This is a genomic window from Alistipes ihumii AP11, from assembly GCF_025144665.1.
Taxonomy (GTDB): domain Bacteria; phylum Bacteroidota; class Bacteroidia; order Bacteroidales; family Rikenellaceae; genus Alistipes_A; species Alistipes_A ihumii.
This window is the reverse complement of sequence record NZ_CP102294.1, coordinates 2,174,644-2,195,560: the sequence shown is the minus strand read 5'-3', so window position 1 is coordinate 2,195,560 and position 20,917 is coordinate 2,174,644. Positions and strand designations below refer to the sequence as shown.

Sequence of the window (20,917 nt, the reverse complement as noted above, 5' to 3'; positions counted from 1 at the left end):
TGTGTAATATCAACGACCGTGGCACCCTTTATCCGGCTCTCCGGAGTACCACCATCCCTTACCCCGATCCGTATAAACGATTTTTTCTTGCCCCGTGACAGCATCTTTTTCCACACTGTATTCGTATCGAATATCATGTTCGAAAAGCGTCAATCGATCGAACGACTCCGGTATCTCCGACAAAATCAGGTTATCGGTACAGATCAATTCGGTCAGATACGGGCAAGCTGAAATATCGATATTCTCCAGCAAGTTGCCCGAACAATCCAATTGTCCGAGCATTTCACAACCGAAAAGGGTTATCGAGCGCAATGCGTTTCGCGCACACCCCGCGATGCGCAACGATTTACAGCCCGTCAAGTCGAGGCGTTGCAGATTGTTGTAGGAGCATTCGAATTGCGAAAGCCGATCGGTCCCGGACAGATCCAATTCGGTCAGCCGATTCCCATAACAGTATAATTCACTGAGTAGCGGCGCAAAATCAGACAAGTTCAAAGTTTCGAGCCGATTGTCGTAACAATAGAGCCGGCCGAGTTTTTCGCAGCCGGAGAGATCGAGCCGGGTCATTCCGTTCGCCCCGCAGTTCACAAGCGTCAGCGAGGAGCATTTCGACAAATCCAGTACGGAGAGCCGGTTGCCATAACAGAAAAGCATCCGAAGGTCTTCCCGTCCTGCCATGTCCAACTTTTCCAACCGGTTTTCGGCACAGTTCAAGTCCGTCAGAGCCGGACATGACGAAATGTCCAATGCCCCCAACCCGTTATAAGGAACATTCAGTTCCGTCAGGTAAGGACAGGACGACAGACCGAGTTCCGTGAGACCATTGTAACCGCAGAGCAGCCGCCGGAGAGAATAACAGCCGGAAACGTCCAGACCGGAAATTCCGCAGTTCGTACAGTCCAGTTCCTCCAACAGCGGACAACCGGAAACGTCAATCTCCGTCAGCGAATTTTTCGCGCAGCGAAGCGACACCAATGCCGTACATCCCGACAAGTCGATTTTTCCGTGCAGGTTGTTTTCGCCGAGAATCAGCGAGAGTTTCCCGTCTTCGTATTTGACAGACGATCCCCATTCGGACAAAGGTTTGTCCGTGCACCAGTTTTCCGGGAAGCGCCAATTGTCACCGCCGGTATCCTGATAAAGCTTTTCGAGGAAACGGCGCACCTCTTCTTCACCGCACGGCTCCATATCCGAAGCTTGCTGCGCAAAAGACAATCTTTGCTCCGCCCGCCCCGAGCGGATGATTATTTCTGCGCTTCGTTTTTCCGTGGTAATATTCGGCAATACGGTTACCTTTACCGTCCCATTACCGTTGTCTCCCTCCGCCGGTTCGATCCGATACCATTCCGCATGGACCGGATCGGCCGGCACAACACTCCATGCTTTTGTCGCGGAGAATCGCAACTCCCACAAACCGCCCATTGCCGGAAATTCCTTAACGGACGGCGTACCGGGTGCAAGGGTTATGGCATCCGGTTCCGATGGCGACGGAACATGTTCTCCTTCCGGACTGCATGCCGTCACCATGAAGACGAAAAGGAGGAGTATCGGAAACCTATTCATGGCAATTCAATGCTATTCGACCGCTATTTCTGTTCCTGTTGCGGGACGTAATGTTCCGCAACGAAAGCAAACAGCGCCGCAACCCCGCCTCCTTTGCCGAGCCAACGTTGCTGACGAATTTGCTCCAACATGGCAGGATCATCCTCAAAATAGCGTTCTACCAGCGCAATCATTTTCCTGTTCGAATTCTGAAAGAAAAGATACTGGCCGAGGAATACGGGACTCTTTTCGCCCGATTTCCAAAAATAGGCACTCGGTTCGGTTACGTTCAATTTATGGTTTACAATCCCGACCAGCCCTTTATTAGACATTTTGTAAGTCTGATAACGGGTAAAGAAGGCGACATGCTTGCCCGAAGATTCCGGGACCAGCCATCGGGCTGCCGGGATCTTCTTTTTCCCTTTTTCCTTGATGAACGGGACGCAATAAAGTTCGTTTTTGGCTTCGGGATTCTTTTCCGGCCAAAGTTCAAGATAAGCGATTTCCGCGGCCGCCAACGTCCTGTGTTGATTCTTTCCGTCGGAAAATACCTCGACAGACACTTCGGCGTCGATCCATCCGGGGATCGTAATGCTGGTACATTCCAGCGTTCGGCCGTCCAGAAAATGGACGGTTCCGGGACACTTCTTATCTGCGGCATTCGCGGAAACGGCTGCCAGTAAAAGCGCCCAAACTACCAGTAATTTTTTCATGTTTTCAGCATATTTGAATATCGGTCATCATTCATTGGGCCGGCTTGCCAGATACGCATCGTACATATCGAGTATCCATGCGTCGTTCTCTTCGGCCTCTTTTTTACGTATTTTGCCTTCGGCACCTTTAAACCATTTCTTATAAAATGCCTTCAGCCCGGGATGCAGTTTGTCCATCAACATCGTACCGACATACATATACGGATAGACGATTCGGCCGGGATCATTGTGGAAACGTATGCCGTATATGGTTGTCAGCACCCTGCGGTCTCTGTTACCCACTCGTTCCGTCGTCCACGTCTTCCACCAATAGGTTGTCGCATGTTCTCCGGCCTTGTTCACACAAACCAGTCTGTGATAAGTGCGGTGCCAATTCGTGAGTCCTGGAGCAGCAATATCGAGGGCCTCCCAGCGAATGCCGTCCGGATTTTCCTCCGTCGTCTCGGTATATTCGACACTCTCTACGTCATCGGCCGTATATTTGACGGGCTCTTTGTCATCGGGCGTCTTGGTGATTTTGAACGAATAGTTCTCCTGTTTCAGCAGAGCACCCTCCGCATGCCATCCCCGATGGAGATAGCCTTCGACTTTTTCCCCGGACTTGAGAGTTACGACTACGTGCCGGAATTCCTGATCTTCCGGATCTTTGGCGTCAGCATGGGAAATGCTGCCGAACATGGCCAACACAGTTGCAGTACAAAGTAAAAACCGTTTCATAATGTTTAAATTTATAAGTTGGATCAATATTTCGTCGGATCGTAATCCGGCAGCAGCAATTGTAAATTTCTGTTACGGAAGTTCTCTCCCAAACAGGGAATTTGTCAACGTAAATTGCCCCCGAGATGAAAGATTGCGTTGATAAAGGAATTCGCACCACCACCCAAACGTAATCTTACACGGCATTTTCTCTTGGGCCGAAACCGTCTCGAATGCTGCCAAGCAACAGACCTGAACCAACAAAATCTTTTTCATAAACAATTCATACGAACAACGATCCCCCGGCGATAATCACCCGAAATTCAATCGTCGTCGTCATCGTCGTCGTCGTCGTCGTGATACCTTCCGTATTTTCGATATCCGTGTTTGGGATACTTCTTATATTTATGCGGATGTCTGTGCGGATGATATTTTCCATGCCGCTGGCAATAGGAATTATAATGCTCGTACCAATAATCACTATGACTATGTACCCGATCATAGAAAGGGGTTCGGTACGACGATTCCGGACCGATTCCCAATTCGATCAGGATACGGCTCCACCCCTCGCTCCTATAACGTCTGTAATGATCGCAGACATCGCGCATACTTCTTCCGGATGTCCGGGCAATCTCCAAAGCAAGACCCACATGCCCCCAGTCTCTACCGCAGCGTCGATAATAATCATTGAGCGATTCCGCCGAAATATCGTATTCCACGCAGAGACGCCGACAAAAATCCGACAAGTCGACCGAAGCATACCGATTGGCATTTCCGATAAAAACAGAAAGCCTGTTTTGTGCAGACAAGGAACAAGCAAAGACTGCAAAAAATATCAACAAACCGATTTTTCTCATGAGTAAATAGCCGAGTTAAAATATATGCCATAACAAACATGCCGGCAAACGGATATCTCGTTCGTCTGTCGGTATGCTTATGCGCACGAATCTATTGCAATAAAGTTCCGTCTTCCCGAATCTTGAGAATCAAATCTTTGGCTTGCTCTGCTTCCAACTCGATTCGATAATAATTTCCGTCCGGCGTTTCCACCTGTTCGGGCTCATCATCGGCTTCATAACCGACATAATTATTGCTAATTTCCCGTTGAATAGCAATCTTGACAACTTCCGGAAGACTATTCCAACCGATCTCCCGAGATGTAGAAAGCCAATTTCCACTGTCGTCGAAAACGACCTCTTTGACAACTCCATGGTGAATGATATCCACTTCAAGTCGTCCGTGCTCTCGGTCCGTTTCTACGATTTTGGATTCCGCATATTTTTCCTGCAAGAAATTTTTCACCCCTTCGGGAAGTTCAATCGGCAGGTAACTCTCGGAATCGTTCTCGTAATCTTCCATCGCCTTGATCAAAATCCCCTCCGCATTGTAATAAAGATCCATTTCCCGAGAGCCCTGCTCCACCTCCAAAACATAGACAGGTTCCAAGCCTTTGCGTTCTAACATATCTGCATCATCCCGGTTCCATGTTGCGTACTCGCTGTTCTGAAGAGCGTTTTTCACGGCTTCGGGCAAAGCCGCATAAGGAATATCCGTTTCGGTCATCAACCAAATAGCATCGGAAGTAAACCAAGCTTCGGCTTCGTAACTTTGGTCCCGGAAATCAGCAATATAATAATTACTCCGGGTTTTCCATTCCGGAACGGATCCCGGATATTTTTGAGAAAACGCAGACCGCAACTCTTCGGGAACGTTCAAATTGTCATCATCGTCATCGCAACTTTGCATGACTGCTCCACATATTCCTAATGCAAGCATCATGAAATACGTTTTTAATTGCATAATAAAAACAATTTAAAGTTAAGGTAAAACGAAGGTACGGGAAACGATCCAGATAAACAAATGCCCCGTGGCTATAGGTTGAAATCGACCAACATAACTTATTTTCTGCGATCGGAATCCTGAAAATTCAGTACATCGGGACAACAAACCGGATGTTTATGCTTAAGTGTAGTCTATATGTATCACGGGCAAAAGTTTACCTAAACCTCGTCAAACTGATATTTCTTATTTTTCACGTATACCGAGTTCTCGAAGGATATCATCGCCCCGCCGTACAATCACGGAACCGGGAAAAACGAAGACTACCACCGTAAAGCTGTCGAAGTCATCATAAAACGGAAGGAGCGAAGAGAGAAGCCTCGCCGCCGATGACGCCGCCGAAATCACATTCTCCGGAGAGAAGGTTGTCCTCGTAACCGGAAATGGCCTGTACAAAAAAGAGGCGTGACACTGTTTTCACGCCCCTCATATTTTGATCCGATATCGGCTTCTCCCTTATAATAATAACCCCGGTAGCAATATCACGCCTGCCCATGTGTGGATCGTCCCCCAGTCATGCCGCCCATGCCGAAAAGTCGCGATGCATAAGCATGAACTCCGGAATGACGGATGGCATGACGCGAAGGAACGATAACGTTCATCACGAAACCGCTGAAACTGACCGTTGTCATGGCAAGCAACAGGCCGATGTCGATCAGGATATTCGTTTTCAGCCGGTTTTTCATGGTCTCCAGAATCAGTGTCCGGCCTCGTGCACATGCTCATGGCCATGATTTCCACATTGATGCGCCCCGTCGTGTCCTGCACACCCCTTTCCCGAATCGAGAATGAACCCTGCCAAATAGTTCTTGACCACCGTTTCTATGTCACCGCTGCATCCTCGCACTACTGCGATGCCATGGGCTTCGAGTTTGTTTTTGGCCCCTTCGCCCATATTCCCTGCCAGCATCACCGTTACACCGAGGCGTTGCAGGTCGGCGGCAATGCCCGACTTGCATCCGCAACCCTGCGGCGAAGGCAGTTCTTCGCGGGAAATGACGGTTTTATTTTCGATCGTGTAAATCGTATAATGGTCGCAATGACCGAAATGGTCGTCGATGCGGCCGTCTCTCGTAGGAATTGCAATTTTCATGATTTTTGAATATTCGGTTGATTATTTGTCGATTTCGTTTTCGGTTCGTGCCTGCATGTTTCGTCATAACGTTCCGTCGCGAGGATAAAATCCGTGATATCGAAGTCAAGGGCCTTCCAACGTCAGCGAAACAAAAACTCCGTCTCAGAATGAGGGCCGCTTGCTTCGGCACGGCTTACCGACGGCAGCAGGTCCACAAGGTACGCCGCCGCTGCAGGGAGGGACCATTCGTTTTTTGACGATGGCCGCAAATCCGGTTATTTTGCATCCGTCTCCTAACAGCCTGCATGAACGTTTGGGCAGATTTGAACGCCGGGATGGAGTGCGCAGGAATGACCACCGTCGTATTCTTCGAGATATTGCGGGCTACTTTCTCCGCTCTCTGTTTGATGACAAAACTGCCGAAACCGCGCAGATAAACATTCTCTCCGCCGGTCATCGACTCCTTCACACATTCCATGAACGTTTCCACGACGTCGAGAACAACCGCTTTTCCCAATCCCCGCTTTTCGGCAATTTGGGCAACGATATCAGCTTTTGTCATAGCCTGATTTTATTTCAGAAATTCCATTCCGCCGTTAAAGATAGGCAAAAACGGATAATAACCTTCTTTCGACAAGTTTTTTCAGCATTTCCGCTTACCGGGAAATACGGACTCGGGCGACACGACCATTTTCAAAATCCACTGAAAAAACAACCCGTTGCAAACCCCGACAGTGGCATTTGCAGGGGAACCTTTTCATGTAAGCCACGGGTTGTACCAAGGATCATATCCGCACCGAAAAGCACCTATGTGCCAGCGAATCACCAATAAACGCCCTCGGTCGTGCGACGCGGAATCCGGCGATCGAATTTAAGGTGCGGATGCGCTCCGTCGTGATGCGGTAAAGTCCGGCGGATCCGTGCGGACACAGAGTTTTTCGCAGCGGCGGCAAGACCGTCCGACGACGGCGTCGGGACGCGAAGCCGGCAGCGGACATACAACGTTTCCGAGGGCGCGACAGGAAAAATGTCTGTTGGCACGAAGGCCGCCGACGGTGAAGTCTCCGCTCTGTCTTCGCCTCCGAATAACAATTGTGCGCCTCGACGCAGGAATTGCTTCAAAAACAGCATTGCGAAAGGAAGAAATCGGACAACGCCCTGCAAACGAAAGACAATCAGACTAATTAGCCTGCAGATTATATGTTCATTCAAACGGGTGAGCAGAAGAAATCCTCCCATAAATCTGAATAACAGACACTTACATAGATCATAAAAAACTGACACATAAAATATTAACGATTTCATTGGAAATAATATCTATATTTTCGTATCTTTACCTTTGAAAACCAACGTTTTAATCAACGATTAAACAGACGAAGTATAAAATTCAGTCTGTTTTTGACGGTAATACATAGCAACGAATGACTTGTTTTGACGAAAGTATTTCTGTCCGCGGACGTTGTTCGAGATCGCTCCGCGCGGTCTTTTTGCTCGGCTTCCTGCTGTATGGCCTGACCGTTACGGCACAGGAGACGGGCCGCGACGTATCCGCCGGCACCAGCGAGAGTCTTCGGCAGAAGACAAGCTCGCTCTCGGAGGGGAAGCAGGATACGGTTGTTTTCCGATTCGCCCCGCAACGACGTATGTTCTGGGCTGATTACAAGGGAAACGCAGCCGCTATCAAGTCGCTTACCCGATCCATCCGACAACACAGATTGTCGATCGAATCGGGCGACATGAAAGTGCGCGTACTGGGTTTCTGCTCCTCGTACGACTCTTTCAAGGAGAACCTGGCGGCCGCAAAGAATCGAAGCAACCAGGTCAAATCCTATTTTATCGTTCACGAGGGATTGAAAGAAGATCATTTCAGGACGACGAATTCCACGCAACGGTGGCGCGGAATGACCGATGTGATCGCCGTAGCCTATATGTTTCCGAATGCGAAAGCGGATACGACTCCCGACATCCTGCCCGAGAGAGACGTCGTGCCGTCCGATTCGCCGTCCGGGAACGAAAAACCCGAAAGTCGGCCGGAATCGGAGACTCCGGAATCCTCTGCCGAACCCGATACGCCTGACACGGAGACACCTGTCGAGCCGGAACCGCAACCGGCGCAGCCGGTCGCCGAGGCTCTGGCAGGAATGCTGTCCGATCCCGTACGTCCCTCTTACCGCTGGGCGGTCAAGACCAACGTTGCCTATCTGGCTGCCACGGTTGCCAACCTCGGCGTGGAGTACAGCTTCGGCGACCGCTACTCGGTCGATCTGCCGATCATTTACAGTCCTTACACCGTAGCACGCGATTACCGTCTGTGTTTTCTGGCCGTTCAACCGGAATTCCGTTACTGGCTGAAAAAACCGATGGAAGGCCACTTTTTCGGCGTGCATCTCCATGTCGGCGCCTTCAATATCGCCGTGGACGACAGGAACCGCTACCAGTCGCCCGACGGCTTCTACGGCGCGGGTCTGAGCTACGGCTACGTGCTGCCCTTCGCCCGCCATTGGGCGGCGGAGTTCACCGTCGGCGCGGGATACGTCCACACGAAATACGACACTTATTATAATATACCGAACGGCGCCCGCTTCGAGAAGGGGCGGTCCTACAACTACTGGGGCCTGACGAAGGTGGGCATCAACCTGGTGTACCGGTTCGGAAAATAAGGGAGGAGCAGAAGATGAAAAGAGTAACGATATATATCGCCTGTTTGCTCGTCCTCGTATCGACGGGCTGCGACAAGACCGTACTGGAATTTCCGGAAAACGGAGGCGTCGATCCCACGCTGGTCAACGCGAATCTGACCCTCGCGATCGACCCGAAAATAGAGCCATACGAGCCGACGGGACGTTCCAAAGCATCGGAGGCCGACCTGCACGACGTACGCTGGATCGTCGAAGTGTTCCGCGACGAGATCGGCGGCGAACCCGTGGAGCGGCGGGTGCTCGGCTGCGAGCAGGCGGCGGACGGACACCATACGATCCGCACCTCGCTGGCGCTGCATGCCGCCCGATACCACGTCGTAGCATGGATGGACTATGTGGACGACGGCTCCGTGGCCGACAAATACTATACGGTTCCTTCGCTCTCGGCCATCAGCGTGCCCGAGGCCGGAAGCTACATCGGCGACGAAGACCACAAGGATACCTACGTCGCGCAGCAGGAGATCGATCTCAGAGCCTACCGAGACCGCTGGAACGAAACCGTGGATGCGACCGTGACGCTCCAGCGCCCGATGGCCAAGATCGAGTTCATCACCACCGACATCGATAAGTTCCTCGACGAGCTGGCCGCACGGCGGACGAAAGCAGGCAACATAGCCGAGAATCTGCTTACCAAGAATCCCGACCTTTCGACGATACGGGTGCAGGTGGACTACGCGGGGTACTTCCCGTCGGGCTTCAACGCCTACACGAACAAACCCAACGACGCCCGAACGGGCATGTCGTTCGGTTGTTCCATGAGACCGCTTTCGGATAAGGAGGCGCATCTGGCCAGCGACTACATCTTCGTCAACGGCTCCGAATCGGCCGTGAAGGTCAATCTGACGATCCGTGACGGCGAGGGCAACCTGCTCAACGAGATCGGAGACATCGATGTTCCGATCGTGCGGGGCAAGCTGACGACGATCCGCGACGAATTCCTCACGCGCGATTATGCCCCCGGCATCGGTATCAATCCCGGGTTCGACGGAGAAATCGACATTGTGATCCCTGACTAATACGACATTCAAATGAAAAAGATATTTCCCCTGTTCCTCGCACTGACCGTCCTTACCGGCTGCAGCGAAGAGACGGAACCCACGCCCGGGTTAGCGCCCGTAGGCGGTGTGATTTCCCTGCGCTCCGAGAGCGTACTGAAAAACGAACCTGCGGCCAAAGCGGCGACTCACAGCGAGACGGCTGCAGGACAACGGCTGACCTACACCTTCGAGGCATGGACAAAGGACGCCAATCCCCGATGCGTACTGCATAAGACAGCAAACGGAACGTTTGACGAAGCCGCCATCGAGATCGCGCTGGTGCCCGGAACGTATGACTTCCTCTTCTGGGCCGACTACGGCACGGGAGCCTATGCGACCGCCGATCTGCGGCAGATAAAGATTGCCATGACCTCCGGCAGCACGCCCGCGACCTATGCCCCGGGCAGCGAACGCGACGCTTTCGCCTGCGTCCTGCCCGACGTGCAGTGGAACGGCGGCAACGGCGTATCGGCCACGCTGAAACGTCCGTTGGCCAAACTGACGATGCGGAACAAGGAGGCGTTCAACACGGGCGATAAAGCGGTTTCGGTTACCTACCGGAACGTTCCGACGCGGTACGACGTACTGACCGAAAAGACGTCCGGGCCGCAGACCGTAACGGTCGCATTCCCGAATACGACCGTAAACTCGGCAACAGTCGGCGAAGACTTCCTCTTCGTTCCCTCCAACGCGGGACAGTCCGTCGGCCTCTCGATCACGGTGGGCGACGTAACCAAGGGTATCGACGTGCTGCAGCTGCAGCGGAACTACGCGACCAGCGTAACGGCCACGTTCGAGGAAGCCACAGGGAATTAAGACGATATAAGACACGATGAACGGAAAACCGATATATAAACAATAATACAAACCGTTGAGTTACTGCCTCCCTTCCGGAAAACCCGAACGGGGGGGGGGGTAATTCGCTAACACTCAACATTTTATGAATAAAGTTCTACTATTAGCGGGAATGCTGGCAGCATTTACCGCGTGTCAGAAGGACGAGGGGCTCGTATCCGATACGACAGCTGCATCCTCGTTTACGGTGACCATTCCGCAGAGCGGAGTGCAAAGCCGTGCCGTGACCGATGCCTTCGGCACCGGTACCTCGGCCAACCGCTGTATTCTGGAAATCTACCACGGCGACCAGCTTTACAACCGTATCGTAAAACCGGTAAGCAACAAGCAGGTTACGTTCGACAATCTGCGGCTGGTATCCTCGCAGGAGTATGACTTCGTGTTCTGGGCCGACTGCGCTACGGCAAATTCAAGCAGTGAGGAAGGTTTCGACGATAAAGTATACAACACTGTAACGGGCGGTCTGAAAGCCATCACGGAGAAAGGCGAGTTCGTGGGCAACAGCGACGAGCGCGACGCGTTCTTCTACCACGAGACTATTTCCGTCAATGGTTCCTTCACGAGAGACAACATCACCCTGAAGCGTCCTTTCGGCCTGCTGGTGGTAAAGACCAACGACCTGAACGAAATCAAGGACGAGGCGCTGAAGCCCACGGGATACGAGGTCGCTTTCAAGGGACTGCCCACGACGTTCAACGCCCTGACGGGCGAAGTGAGCGGATCGGCCGACGTGACCTATACGTCGGAAGAACTGGCCAAAAACGACGGCACGATCTCGATGGACTTCCTCTGGGCCACGGAATCCGAGGCCGCGCTCTCCGATTTCTCGATGACGTTCCTCAACAACGGCACGGAGATCTGCACCAACGACGCCTTCACCAATATTCCGATCCGCCGCAACTACCGCACCAATGTGTCGGGCAACCTGCTGACCAAGAAAGGCACGATCAGCGTGACGATCGATCCGACTTTCGATCCGGAAGGCCCCATTGAGAAAGTGATTGCGGAAGTAGAAAGCGCGGCTGATGTCAAGGCGGCCCTCGAAAGCGGTGCGACCGATATCATCGTCAAGAATCTGGCGAATACAGCGGGCAACGAGATCGTGATACCGCAGATCTATGCTACGGACAATGACGTGAAAATTTCGCTTACGCTGCCCGAAACGAGCAACCCCGTTACCGTAAAATACGACGATCAGGCCAGTGGAACGGAAGGTAACACGGAAGCTCCCGCCAATATTACCATCACGGCCAATACCACCGGAAAACTGACCATCGACACCCCGGAATCGACGGTTATCCTGAACGGCTCCTTCGGGGAAATAGACGCCACGACGGCCGACAATACGCTGATCGTGCCCGAAGGCGTTGAAGTAGCGAAACTGAATGTCGTAAAAGGCAACGTAGAGATCTACGGTACGGTTGCGGAAATTACATTCGAGAAAGGAGCCGGAACTGTTACGACTTATGCTGCAGGCGATGTCGCTACGCTGAAAAAAGCGATCGACCTGATTGCCCAAAGCAAGTGTGCCCGAATCGTGCTGACGGCCGATATCGACCTTAAAGGCACTGCCGATAGCCCTTGGACTCCGATCGATACGGAAGGCAAAGGCTTCGTGGAATTCGACGGCGCCGGCCATACGATCAAGAACCTCTACGTTGACAACGCCACAGGTCAACCTAATGGTAAAGGCACTTACTACGGCGGTTTCTTCTATGTGCTTCAGGGCAACGTGAAAGACCTCACGATCGACGGCGCCGAAGTGACCTGCTATCGCGGCGGTACATTGGTCGGCCGCATGGACTACGGTACGGTGGAAAACTGTCATATGAAGAATACAGCCATTAAGAGCGTTCAGAAAATCGGCGGCCTGATCGGTTTCGTCAGCACAAGCTCGAAAGATGTCACGGTCCGCAACTGCTCGGTAACCGCTTGCTCTATCGACGTATTTAATCCCGAAACGTTCACCTGCTGTTCGCAAGCTGCCGGCCTTATCGGTTATTTCCAGACTTTCGAGCGCAACGTGCTTATTGAGGGCTGCTCGGTCAGCGGCATTACTCTCAACAATACTTATAAAGGTGAGGATGCGGATTCCTATAGCGACGGCGATTTGTTCTATGCTATGGAGCAAAGTTTCTCCCACGCATTTATCGGCAATATGGTAAATGTGTCGAAAAAAGCCGACACTTACGACAAGTACACCGTGGAACTCCGCAACAACAAGGTGGATAAACAGGCAGACGAAGTAGCAACCGGCTATTTCACCGATGAATATATGGGCTGGTGGGCTTCCAATTTCACTGCAGGATACATAAGCACGGCCAAATTGATCGTGGATGGCGTTGTTAAGGATCGCTGGACCGAACTGAAACGCTTCGTTGCCCTCTTGAAAGACGGTGGCAACGTCAATGTATGGTATCATTATGATTTGACGAAAATTCCGGAAACGAGCGGCGAGATTGCGATCGAGAAACCTACCGTCATCGACTTTAAGAAAGCTGTTACGCTGACTGTCGGCAAATCGCAGATCATCAACAAGAGCCAGCTGACCATCCGGGGCGAGGGCACGATGACGGCAACCGCCAATATCATCACCAACGAGGGCAAAGTCACCATCGACGGCGGCAACTTCCAGGCGACCGGCACGGGCGACGCCGCGATCGTATTCAACACGGGCGACGTGGTAATCAACGGAGGTGCACTGGAATCCAACGGCCATTACGCCATCCAGAACAATTACGGAAAAAGCGTTACGATCAACGGAGGCTCCATTACATCGAAAGGCGGCAACGATTATTGCCTGCTGATGCATGGTTCCGGCGTTCTGACCGTTACGAGCGGTACACTTACCGGCAACTTCGGCTGCGTGCGCCTGCATGAGGGGACATCCGCAACGATTTCGGGCGGAGAGTTCATCTGCAATGGACAATACTATGCGCTCTTTGTCGGGGCATACGGGACCGGCGTCACCGCCCATGTCTCAGGCGGCAAATTCCGCAGCACGAGCACCTCGGCACCGAACAAATGCGTGTATGTGGGCAAAAACAATACGCTGGACCTTACGGGCGGCGAATTCCAGAACAAGGGATACGACGCCAATATAAGCGGAGATATAGCACCCGCAGCCGGTTATGTCTTTGCCGGTAACGACGACCCGAATTATCCGTTCAAGGTCGTGGCTCAATAACACTTTCAATCCGCAGGAGCCTGACCGCTCCTGCGGGTACAAGAGAAAAAAGAAAACAAGTTCTTAAAAATCAATTGTAAACCGTTGAGTTACTGCCTCCCTTCCGGAAAACCCGAACGGGGGGGGTAATTCACTAACACTCAACATTTTATGAATAAAGTTCTACTATTGGCGGGAATGCTGGCAGCATTTACCGCGTGTCAGAAGGACGAGGGGCTCGTATCCGACGGAGCGACCTCCCAGACCATTACCGTTACCATCCCGCAAGGGATGCAGACCCGTGCCACGGCGGCGGATTTCGGCAACGGGGCGAAAGTCGACCGTTGCCTGCTTCAGATCTACCGCTCGGGTACGACTCCGGCGAAGTATGGCGAACAACAGTCAGCCACCGTGCAGAAAGGCACCGATGGTAAGCTGACCGCAACATTCAACCTGCGTCTGGTGGCTTCGCAGACCTACGATTTTGTCTTCTGGGCCGACTGCTCGACCGGAGATCATTATAATACGGACGATTTGACCAATATCACGGTGAAAGGCGACTATGCGGGTAACAATGACGAATTCGACGCCTTTACCGGCGCATTGCTCGACTACCAGGTAACGGGAGCTTTTTCGGAAAACATTACCTTGCGTCGTCCTTTCGGCCAGTTGAACGTCAAGACGCTCGACCTCGCGGCAATTCCCGATCCCGCGTTGAAGCCGACGAAAGTGAAAGTGGCTTTCACGGCCGTTCCGACTTCGTTCGATGCCAGGAAAAGCGAGGTAGGTACGACGACGGCAGCGGCAGAATATACGGCCGACGTGCTCAACGCCACCGGCGAGCTGACGGTGGACTACATCTGGGCGCCCGTCGAGGAGGCTACGCTGGCCGATTTTTCGATGACGTTCCTCAACGGCACGACCGAAATTTCGACCAACGGCGACTTCAAGAATATTCCGATCCGCCGCAACTACCGCACCAATGTATCCGGCAACCTGCTGACCAAACAGGGTACGTTCAACGTGACGATCAATCCGGAGTTCTACAAGCCCGACATCAACGACTATCCCGAACTGCGTGCCGCACTGGCCAACGGCGGCAGCGTCACCCTGTCGGAAGACGTGACGATCGAAGCCCCGCTGGTCGTGGAAACCGGCAAGACGGTCGAGATCGACCTGAACGGGCATACGATTATGAACGAAACAGATGTGTGGGCCGGAAACGACTGGTCGCTGTTCTCCGTCCGTGGAGGATCGCTTACCGTCAAGAACGGTACGGTAAAGGGTAAGGATAACGATTGTTACGCGTGCGACGTGCAGTACGGAGGAACCCTGATTATCGAAGACGGTATTTTCGTCGGAAATATTTCGGCGGTTTATGTTCATGAAGGCAAGGCCGAAATCAAGGGCGGTACGTTCAGCATTGTCCAGACTTCAGACGGCGGAGACCCCTACCGCTTCCTGCTCAATTGTTATGACCCCAACCGTCAGGCTGGCAAGGCTTCCATCGTGGTGACGGGCGGTACCTTCGAGAATTTCAATCCTGCCGACAATGCGGCCGAAGGAGCCGGTACAAACTTTGTGGACGAGGGTTACAAAGCAGTCAAAATTGCAGAGACCCCGGCGCCGAACGGCACGTTCCAGGTTGTTAAAAATGCAAAAGTGGAGAATGCGGATGAACTGATCGGAGCTTTGGCCGATCCCGAAATAGCCAACATCGAGGTTACTGCCGACATCGACCTTTCGGACAAGAATTCCGATGAACTTACTTTCACCGAGCACAAAACCATCGACATCGAGGAAGGGGCGACCATCCAACTCAGCAGCGCGAATTTTCTGACGGCCGAAAAGGGTCTCACGCTGACCGGCAAAGGTACGATCGACAACAGTGCGGCTGCCTCTACGGCCGTAGCTGCCGCCGCTTCCGATGTACACGAACACAAATCGTTGATTCATGTTACGGGAGGCGATCTGCTGATCGAAGGCGTCACGCTGATCAACGACCCCGAACACCATTGGCACGGAAGTTCCTACAACACTGCAGCGATCGCCTATTGGAACGACGCGAACATAACTATCCGGAATGCCCGGATCATCTCGGGCGAGTTCACCCTCTGCGGTATGGGGCGTAACAGTGCGAACACCGCAACTGTTACCTTGATTGACAGCTATTTCGAGTCCACTTCTTCGAATCTGGATAATGGCCAGCACTGGGCTTACGCGATGCGTCTGTTCGGCTCCGAGGTATTGATCGAGAATTGCGAGGTCAAGGGTATTCAGGGCGCTGTTTCCATCGAAGAGAATGCCAAGGCCGAGATTCGCAGCGGTAAGTTCTATACGGTCAATACCTCTGGACAGCAGGATGCCTTTTACGCGCTATATGTAAGCAGCAACGCCGAAGTCACGATCACGGGCGGAGAGTTTTTCGCTCCCAACGTCAGGACGGGATTGCAGATCGAAGGCACCAGTGCGGTCGTATCGGGCGACAACGACGCCGGACGGCCAAGCGGAAGCGTAATCCTCAAAGGCGGCAAATTCAGCGGCAAGGCTTACAATCACGTAACCAATACCGTTTATGATCCGGCTGCCGGATATCAATGGCAAGCAATAACAGACGGCGACAATTTGAAATGGGCCGTTGTCCCTGCCTCCCGATAGCTGATCTCAGATATAAAACGAACGAAAGGTGTCGGAACGCCTTTCGATAAAACATAAACAATCCGCAGGAGCCTAACCGCTCCTGCGGGTACAAAGGAACACGAAACGAGTTCTATTAATAACATTTTTTACAAACCGCTGAGTTACAACTTCTTCGGGGCTTCTTCGGGGGGGGTAATTCTCTAAAAACCAATCAGTTATGAGAAAATTATTCCTATTGGCGGCGGGCCTTGCGATGACCCTGACCGCATGTCAGAAGGACGAGGTCTCTCCATCCGCAGGAGCGACCTCTCAGACGATTACCGTCTCTATTCCGCAAGGAGTACAGACCCGTGCCGCAGCGGCGGATTTCGGCGACGGCTCGCAGATCGACCGCTGCCTGCTCCAAATCTACCGAAACGGCCAGCCCTACGGGGAGCAGCAGACCGCAACGGTAACGGGCAACACCGCAACGTTCAACCTGCGGCTGGTGGCCCAGCAGAAGTATGACTTCGTATTCTGGGCCGACTGCTCGGAGGCCGGTTACGAGACCGATGACCTGAGCACAATCAAGCTGGGATCGGATGCAGACTACACCGGCAACGACGACAAGTTCGACGCCTTCTTCCTCTGCAAGAAAGACTACACGGTTACCGAGTCCTTCTCGGAGACGTTCACGCTCCGCCGTCCCTTCGGCCAGCTGAACGTGAAGACGCTCGACCTCGCGGCGATTCCCGACAATGCGGCCGACCTGAAACCCGCGAAGGTGAAAGTGAATTTCACGTCTCTTCCGAACACGTTCAACGCACTGACGGGCGAAGAAAGCGGCGAGGCTGCCGTGGAATACACGGCCGACGTGCTCAACGCCACCGGCGAGCTGACGGTGGACTACATCTGGGCGCCTGTCGAACAGGCTACGCTGGCCGACTTCACGATGACGTTCCTCGATGCAGCAGGCAACGAGATCTCGGCCAACAGCGATTTCAAGAGCATTCCTATCCGCCGCAACTACCGCACCATGGTATCGGGTAACCTGCTGACCAAGCAGGGCGATATCACCGTCGAGATCGATCCGGAGTTCTACAAGCCCGACATCTCTGTTGTCACTACGGCGGAGGAACTGCACGCAGCGTTCGCCAACGGCGGCAGTGTCACCCTGTCGGAAGACGTGACGGTCGAAGCCCCGCTGGTCGTGGAAACCGGCAAGACGGTCGAGATCGACCTGAACGGTAAGGACATCATCAACACGACCTCGCTTCCTGATACAGATCCACGCTATGGCAACACCACCGTATTCGAAGTGAAAGGCGGCGCTACCCTGAATATCAAAGGCGACGGCGACATTAAGGCTATCGGAACCAAGCCCAACGAAGACGGCTACCGCATGGCCGTATATGCTTACGGCGATGCGAAGGTGAACATCTACGGCGGTAATTTTGTCAACGATCAGGACTATAATGACCATAACGCACAGCTCGACCTTATCTACGCGGATCAGCAGGCCGTTATCAACATCTACGGCGGTACGTTCGAGTCGAAGAGCGCCAACAACCGCGGTTATTGGGTGCTGAACCTGAAAGACGGCTCGGGTGCCGCCATCAACGTATACGGCGGTACGTTCATCAATTACGATCCGTCGAGCTCGATGACGGAAAATCCGGTGAAAAACTTCGTTGCGGAGGGCTACACGGCGATCAAGACCTCTGCCGAGCCGGCTCCTAACGGAACTTACACGGTGGTGAAGGGTACGGAGGTAACAGCGCCTGCGGATCTGGAATCAGCCTTGAAAAGCGGCGATATCGTCATCGTTTCGAGCAGTATGACTATCGATGATTCTCCCTATATCTCCTCGGTAGCTTCCGCCACCTTGTCTCTGAAAGAGGGTGCGGTATTGGCAGCGCAGGAAGGCTCCGCATTGCAACAGTGCATCCAAGTGAGCAAATCGTGCAAAAAGATGGTTATTAGCGGAAAAGGCTCCATCGTCGGACCGAAAAACAGTACAGCCACAAACGTTGCGGGCATCTACAGCGGTTGCCCCGATCTGGTTATCGACGGCGCCATTACCGTTGACGGCGGCAGCGGCAGCAAAGGGACCAATGCGGCGATCCGTATTGCGGAGGGCACTACGACGATCAAGGACGGATACTTCACCGTCGGTACGGATGCTTCCGGAATTGCCAACTCGTGTATTTTGGTAGCAACGGCACGCCCCACTCAAAAGGCTCACCTGAAGATTTATGGCGGTGTATTCGAAACGCAAGGCAATCCCATCAACGGTTGGTATCCGGTCATCAACATTCAGGATGCCGACCGGAAAGCCGGTCGTGCCACGGTTGAAATTTACGGAGGTATTTTCGTTAACTACAACCCCGCAACGGGCGACAACACGGGCGAAGCGGACGATACGTTTGTCGCTCCGGGCTACAAGTCGGTACAGACCACCTACAACGGACAGCAGGCTTGGCAAGTAATACCCGAATAGTCTTAACCGGGACATAGCGTCGGAATATTTTCCGCGCAGAATAAGTAAAGGGACTGTATAACGAGTTTATACGGTCCCTTTTGTCAATGGTTTGAAGTCGGTCCGGAATCCGGAAACTCGGCCGACTCCGTAGCGACGTACCGGCACGGACCGACGGTCTTGAGGAACCATAGGGAATCCGACTCTCTCAACGGATCCGACCGTCTTGTAAGCGGTTATTTGAAACGATGAATCCAAACGCAAAATACGGGAAACGGAACCGTTGCCTTTTCGTTGTCTCATCTTATTATAAAAAATGTAACAGCCCAATTCCTTAGGCTGTTACATCGATCTAAAGGCGTTCTTTTCCCCGAGAATCGCCCGTTTTACGAACCGGTCGAGATTACAGCTTCGGACCGGCGGCTACCAGCTTCTTGCCGGCCTCGTTGCCCTCGAACTTCTTGAAGTTCTTGATGAAGCGCTCGGCCAGATCCTTGGCTTTCTCGTCCCACTGCTTCGCATCGGCGTAAGTATCGCGCGGATCGAGAATATTCGGATCGACGCCCGGCAGCGCGGTCGGAACCTCGAAATCGAAATAAGGGATCTTCTTGGTCGGAGCCTTGTCGATCGAGCCGTCGAGGATCGCGTCGATGATACCCCTCGTGTCCTTGATCGAAATACGCTTGCCCGTACCGTTCCACCCGGTGTTCACCAGATAGGCCTTGGCACCCGACTTCTGCATCTTCTTGACGAGTTCCTCGCCGTACTTGGTCGGATGCAGCGACAGGAAAGCCGCGCCGAAGCAAGCCGAGAAGGTCGGGGTCGGCTCGGTGATGCCGCGCTCGGTACCGGCCAGCTTGGCCGTAAAGCCCGACAGGAAGTAATACTTGGTCTGCTCGGGAGTCAGAATCGAAACCGGAGGCAGCACGCCGAACGCGTCGGCCGACAGGAAAATCACCTTCTCGGCGGCCGGGCCCTTAGAAACCGGTTTCACGATGTTCTTGATATGATAGATCGGGTACGACACGCGGGTGTTCTCGGTCACCGACTTGTCGGCGAAATCGATCGAGCCGTCCGCGCGGACCGTTACGTTCTCGAGCAGCGCGTCGCGCTTGATCGCATTCCAGATATCGGGCTCGCTGTTCTTATCCAGATTGATTACCTTGGCATAGCAGCCGCCCTCGAAGTTGAAGACGCCCTCGTCGTCCCAGCCGTGCTCGTCGTCGCCGATAAGCAGACGCTTCGGATCGGTCGACAGCGTCGTCTTGCCCGTTCCCGAGAGACCGAAGAAAATAGCCGTGTTCTTACCTTCGAGGTTGGTGTTGGCCGAGCAGTGCATCGACGCCATGCCCTTGAGCGGCAGCAAGTAGTTCATATAAGAGAACATGCCCTTCTTCATCTCGCCGCCGTACCAGGTGTTGATGATCACCTGCATCTTCTCGGTCAGGTTGAAGACGACGGCCGTCTCCGAGTTAAGTCCCAGCTCCTTGTAATTTTCGACCTTGGCTTTCGACGCGTTCAGCACGACGAAGTCGGGCTCGCCGTAAGCCGCCAGCTCCTCGGCCGTCGGGCGGATGAACATATTGGTCACGAAATGGGCCTGCCATGCCACTTCCATGATGAAGCGGATCTTCAGGCGGCTGTTCTCGTTAGCGCCGCAGAACGTGTCGACGACGAACAGACGCTTGTCAGACAGCTGCTTGTCGGCGATTTCCTTCAGCACTTTCCAGCTCTGCTGCGACAGAGGCTTGTTGTCGTTCTTGTACTCGTCGGACGTCCACCAGATCGTGTCCTTGGTCGTATCGTCCATCACGAAGAACTTGTCTTTGGGCGAACGGCCGGTGTAAACGCCGGTCATCACATTCACCGCTCCCATATCGGTCAGCTGACCTTTTTCGAAACCCTGAAGTCCCGGTTTGGTCTCCTCCTCGAACAACCGCTCGTAAGAAGGATTGTGTACGATCTCGGTCACGCCCGTGATGCCGTACTTGCTCAAATCGATCTTTGACATAACTTTCTCTATTTTAGTGAATACTACTCCTAATCCGTCTTTTTGAATTATTTGTCTTACTCCCGTAACGGGCCCTGAGACGCCGCAAAGTTAAAAATTATTTGCGTATTGTTACATGAATAACAGTTAAAATATTAAAAAAAATTATTATTGCCCCGATTCACCATATTACACAGTGCAGCAATG

Annotated in this window: 15 protein-coding genes and 1 pseudogene; 6 read left to right on the top strand and 10 right to left on the bottom strand. The window is 53.0% G+C overall.

Going from position 1 to position 20,917, the window contains the following annotated elements:
* Positions 1-9: 9 nt before the first annotated feature.
* The 9 genes and pseudogenes from NQ491_RS08855 to NQ491_RS08815 all read right to left on the bottom strand — a co-directional run.
* Positions 10-1,563 carry a BACON domain-containing protein gene (locus NQ491_RS08855; protein WP_026089823.1) on the bottom strand — a complete coding sequence of 518 codons (1,554 nt, stop codon included), beginning with the start codon at positions 1,561-1,563 and terminating at the stop codon, positions 10-12.
* 23 nt (positions 1,564-1,586) lie between these two features.
* Complete coding sequence (locus tag NQ491_RS08850) at positions 1,587-2,255, bottom strand: hypothetical protein (protein WP_019246902.1); 669 nt, start codon at positions 2,253-2,255, stop codon at positions 1,587-1,589.
* Between the two features lie 27 nt (positions 2,256-2,282).
* Positions 2,283-2,972, bottom strand: coding sequence for a hypothetical protein (locus NQ491_RS08845; protein ID WP_026089822.1), 690 nt, complete (start codon positions 2,970-2,972; stop codon positions 2,283-2,285).
* Positions 2,973-3,274: 302 nt separating this feature from the next.
* A complete protein-coding gene (locus NQ491_RS08840) occupies positions 3,275-3,808 on the bottom strand; it encodes a hypothetical protein (RefSeq protein ID WP_074431145.1) in 534 nt (177 codons plus the stop codon).
* 91 nt (positions 3,809-3,899) lie between these two features.
* Positions 3,900-4,751, bottom strand: coding sequence for a PepSY-like domain-containing protein (locus NQ491_RS08835; protein ID WP_019246899.1), 852 nt, complete (start codon positions 4,749-4,751; stop codon positions 3,900-3,902).
* Positions 4,752-5,079: 328 nt separating this feature from the next.
* Positions 5,080-5,220: a hypothetical protein gene (locus NQ491_RS08830; protein WP_187119331.1), complete on the bottom strand. Its 141-nt coding sequence runs from the start codon at positions 5,218-5,220 to the stop codon at positions 5,080-5,082.
* A gap of 52 nt (positions 5,221-5,272) precedes the next feature.
* Positions 5,273-5,476: a hypothetical protein gene (locus tag NQ491_RS08825; RefSeq protein ID WP_019246897.1), complete on the bottom strand. Its 204-nt coding sequence runs from the start codon at positions 5,474-5,476 to the stop codon at positions 5,273-5,275.
* An 11-nt stretch (positions 5,477-5,487) separates the two neighbouring features.
* Positions 5,488-5,883: a NifB/NifX family molybdenum-iron cluster-binding protein gene (locus NQ491_RS08820; protein WP_019246896.1), complete on the bottom strand. Its 396-nt coding sequence runs from the start codon at positions 5,881-5,883 to the stop codon at positions 5,488-5,490.
* A 274-nt stretch (positions 5,884-6,157) separates the two neighbouring features.
* Positions 6,158-6,427, bottom strand: a pseudogene (locus NQ491_RS08815) (HU family DNA-binding protein); the annotation flags it as partial.
* 1,081 nt (positions 6,428-7,508) lie between these two features.
* Between NQ491_RS08815 and NQ491_RS08810 the strand changes: the two are divergent.
* The 6 genes from NQ491_RS08810 to NQ491_RS08785 all read left to right on the top strand — a co-directional run bounded on the left by NQ491_RS08810 (position 7,509) and on the right by NQ491_RS08785 (position 18,741).
* On the top strand, positions 7,509-8,525 hold the full coding sequence (locus NQ491_RS08810; RefSeq protein ID WP_259800656.1) for a DUF3575 domain-containing protein: 1,017 nt from the start codon (positions 7,509-7,511) through the stop codon (positions 8,523-8,525).
* A gap of 14 nt (positions 8,526-8,539) precedes the next feature.
* A complete protein-coding gene (locus NQ491_RS08805; protein ID WP_019246892.1) occupies positions 8,540-9,580 on the top strand; it encodes a DUF6562 domain-containing protein in 1,041 nt (346 codons plus the stop codon).
* A 12-nt stretch (positions 9,581-9,592) separates the two neighbouring features.
* Positions 9,593-10,417: a DUF6562 domain-containing protein gene (locus NQ491_RS08800; protein ID WP_019246891.1), complete on the top strand. Its 825-nt coding sequence runs from the start codon at positions 9,593-9,595 to the stop codon at positions 10,415-10,417.
* A 124-nt stretch (positions 10,418-10,541) separates the two neighbouring features.
* Positions 10,542-13,643: a DUF6562 domain-containing protein gene (locus NQ491_RS08795; protein ID WP_026089819.1), complete on the top strand. Its 3,102-nt coding sequence runs from the start codon at positions 10,542-10,544 to the stop codon at positions 13,641-13,643.
* A gap of 150 nt (positions 13,644-13,793) precedes the next feature.
* Positions 13,794-16,280 (top strand): DUF6562 domain-containing protein, encoded by a 2,487-nt coding sequence (locus NQ491_RS08790; protein ID WP_026089818.1) that lies wholly within the window; start codon positions 13,794-13,796, stop codon positions 16,278-16,280.
* Between the two features lie 199 nt (positions 16,281-16,479).
* Positions 16,480-18,741 carry a DUF6562 domain-containing protein gene (locus NQ491_RS08785; protein ID WP_026089817.1) on the top strand — a complete coding sequence of 754 codons (2,262 nt, stop codon included), beginning with the start codon at positions 16,480-16,482 and terminating at the stop codon, positions 18,739-18,741.
* A 382-nt stretch (positions 18,742-19,123) separates the two neighbouring features.
* Here NQ491_RS08785 and pckA read toward each other — a convergent pair whose 3' ends face one another.
* Positions 19,124-20,731 carry a phosphoenolpyruvate carboxykinase (ATP) gene (gene pckA, locus NQ491_RS08780; RefSeq protein WP_019246887.1) on the bottom strand — a complete coding sequence of 536 codons (1,608 nt, stop codon included), beginning with the start codon at positions 20,729-20,731 and terminating at the stop codon, positions 19,124-19,126.
* Positions 20,732-20,917: the final 186 nt, after the last annotated feature.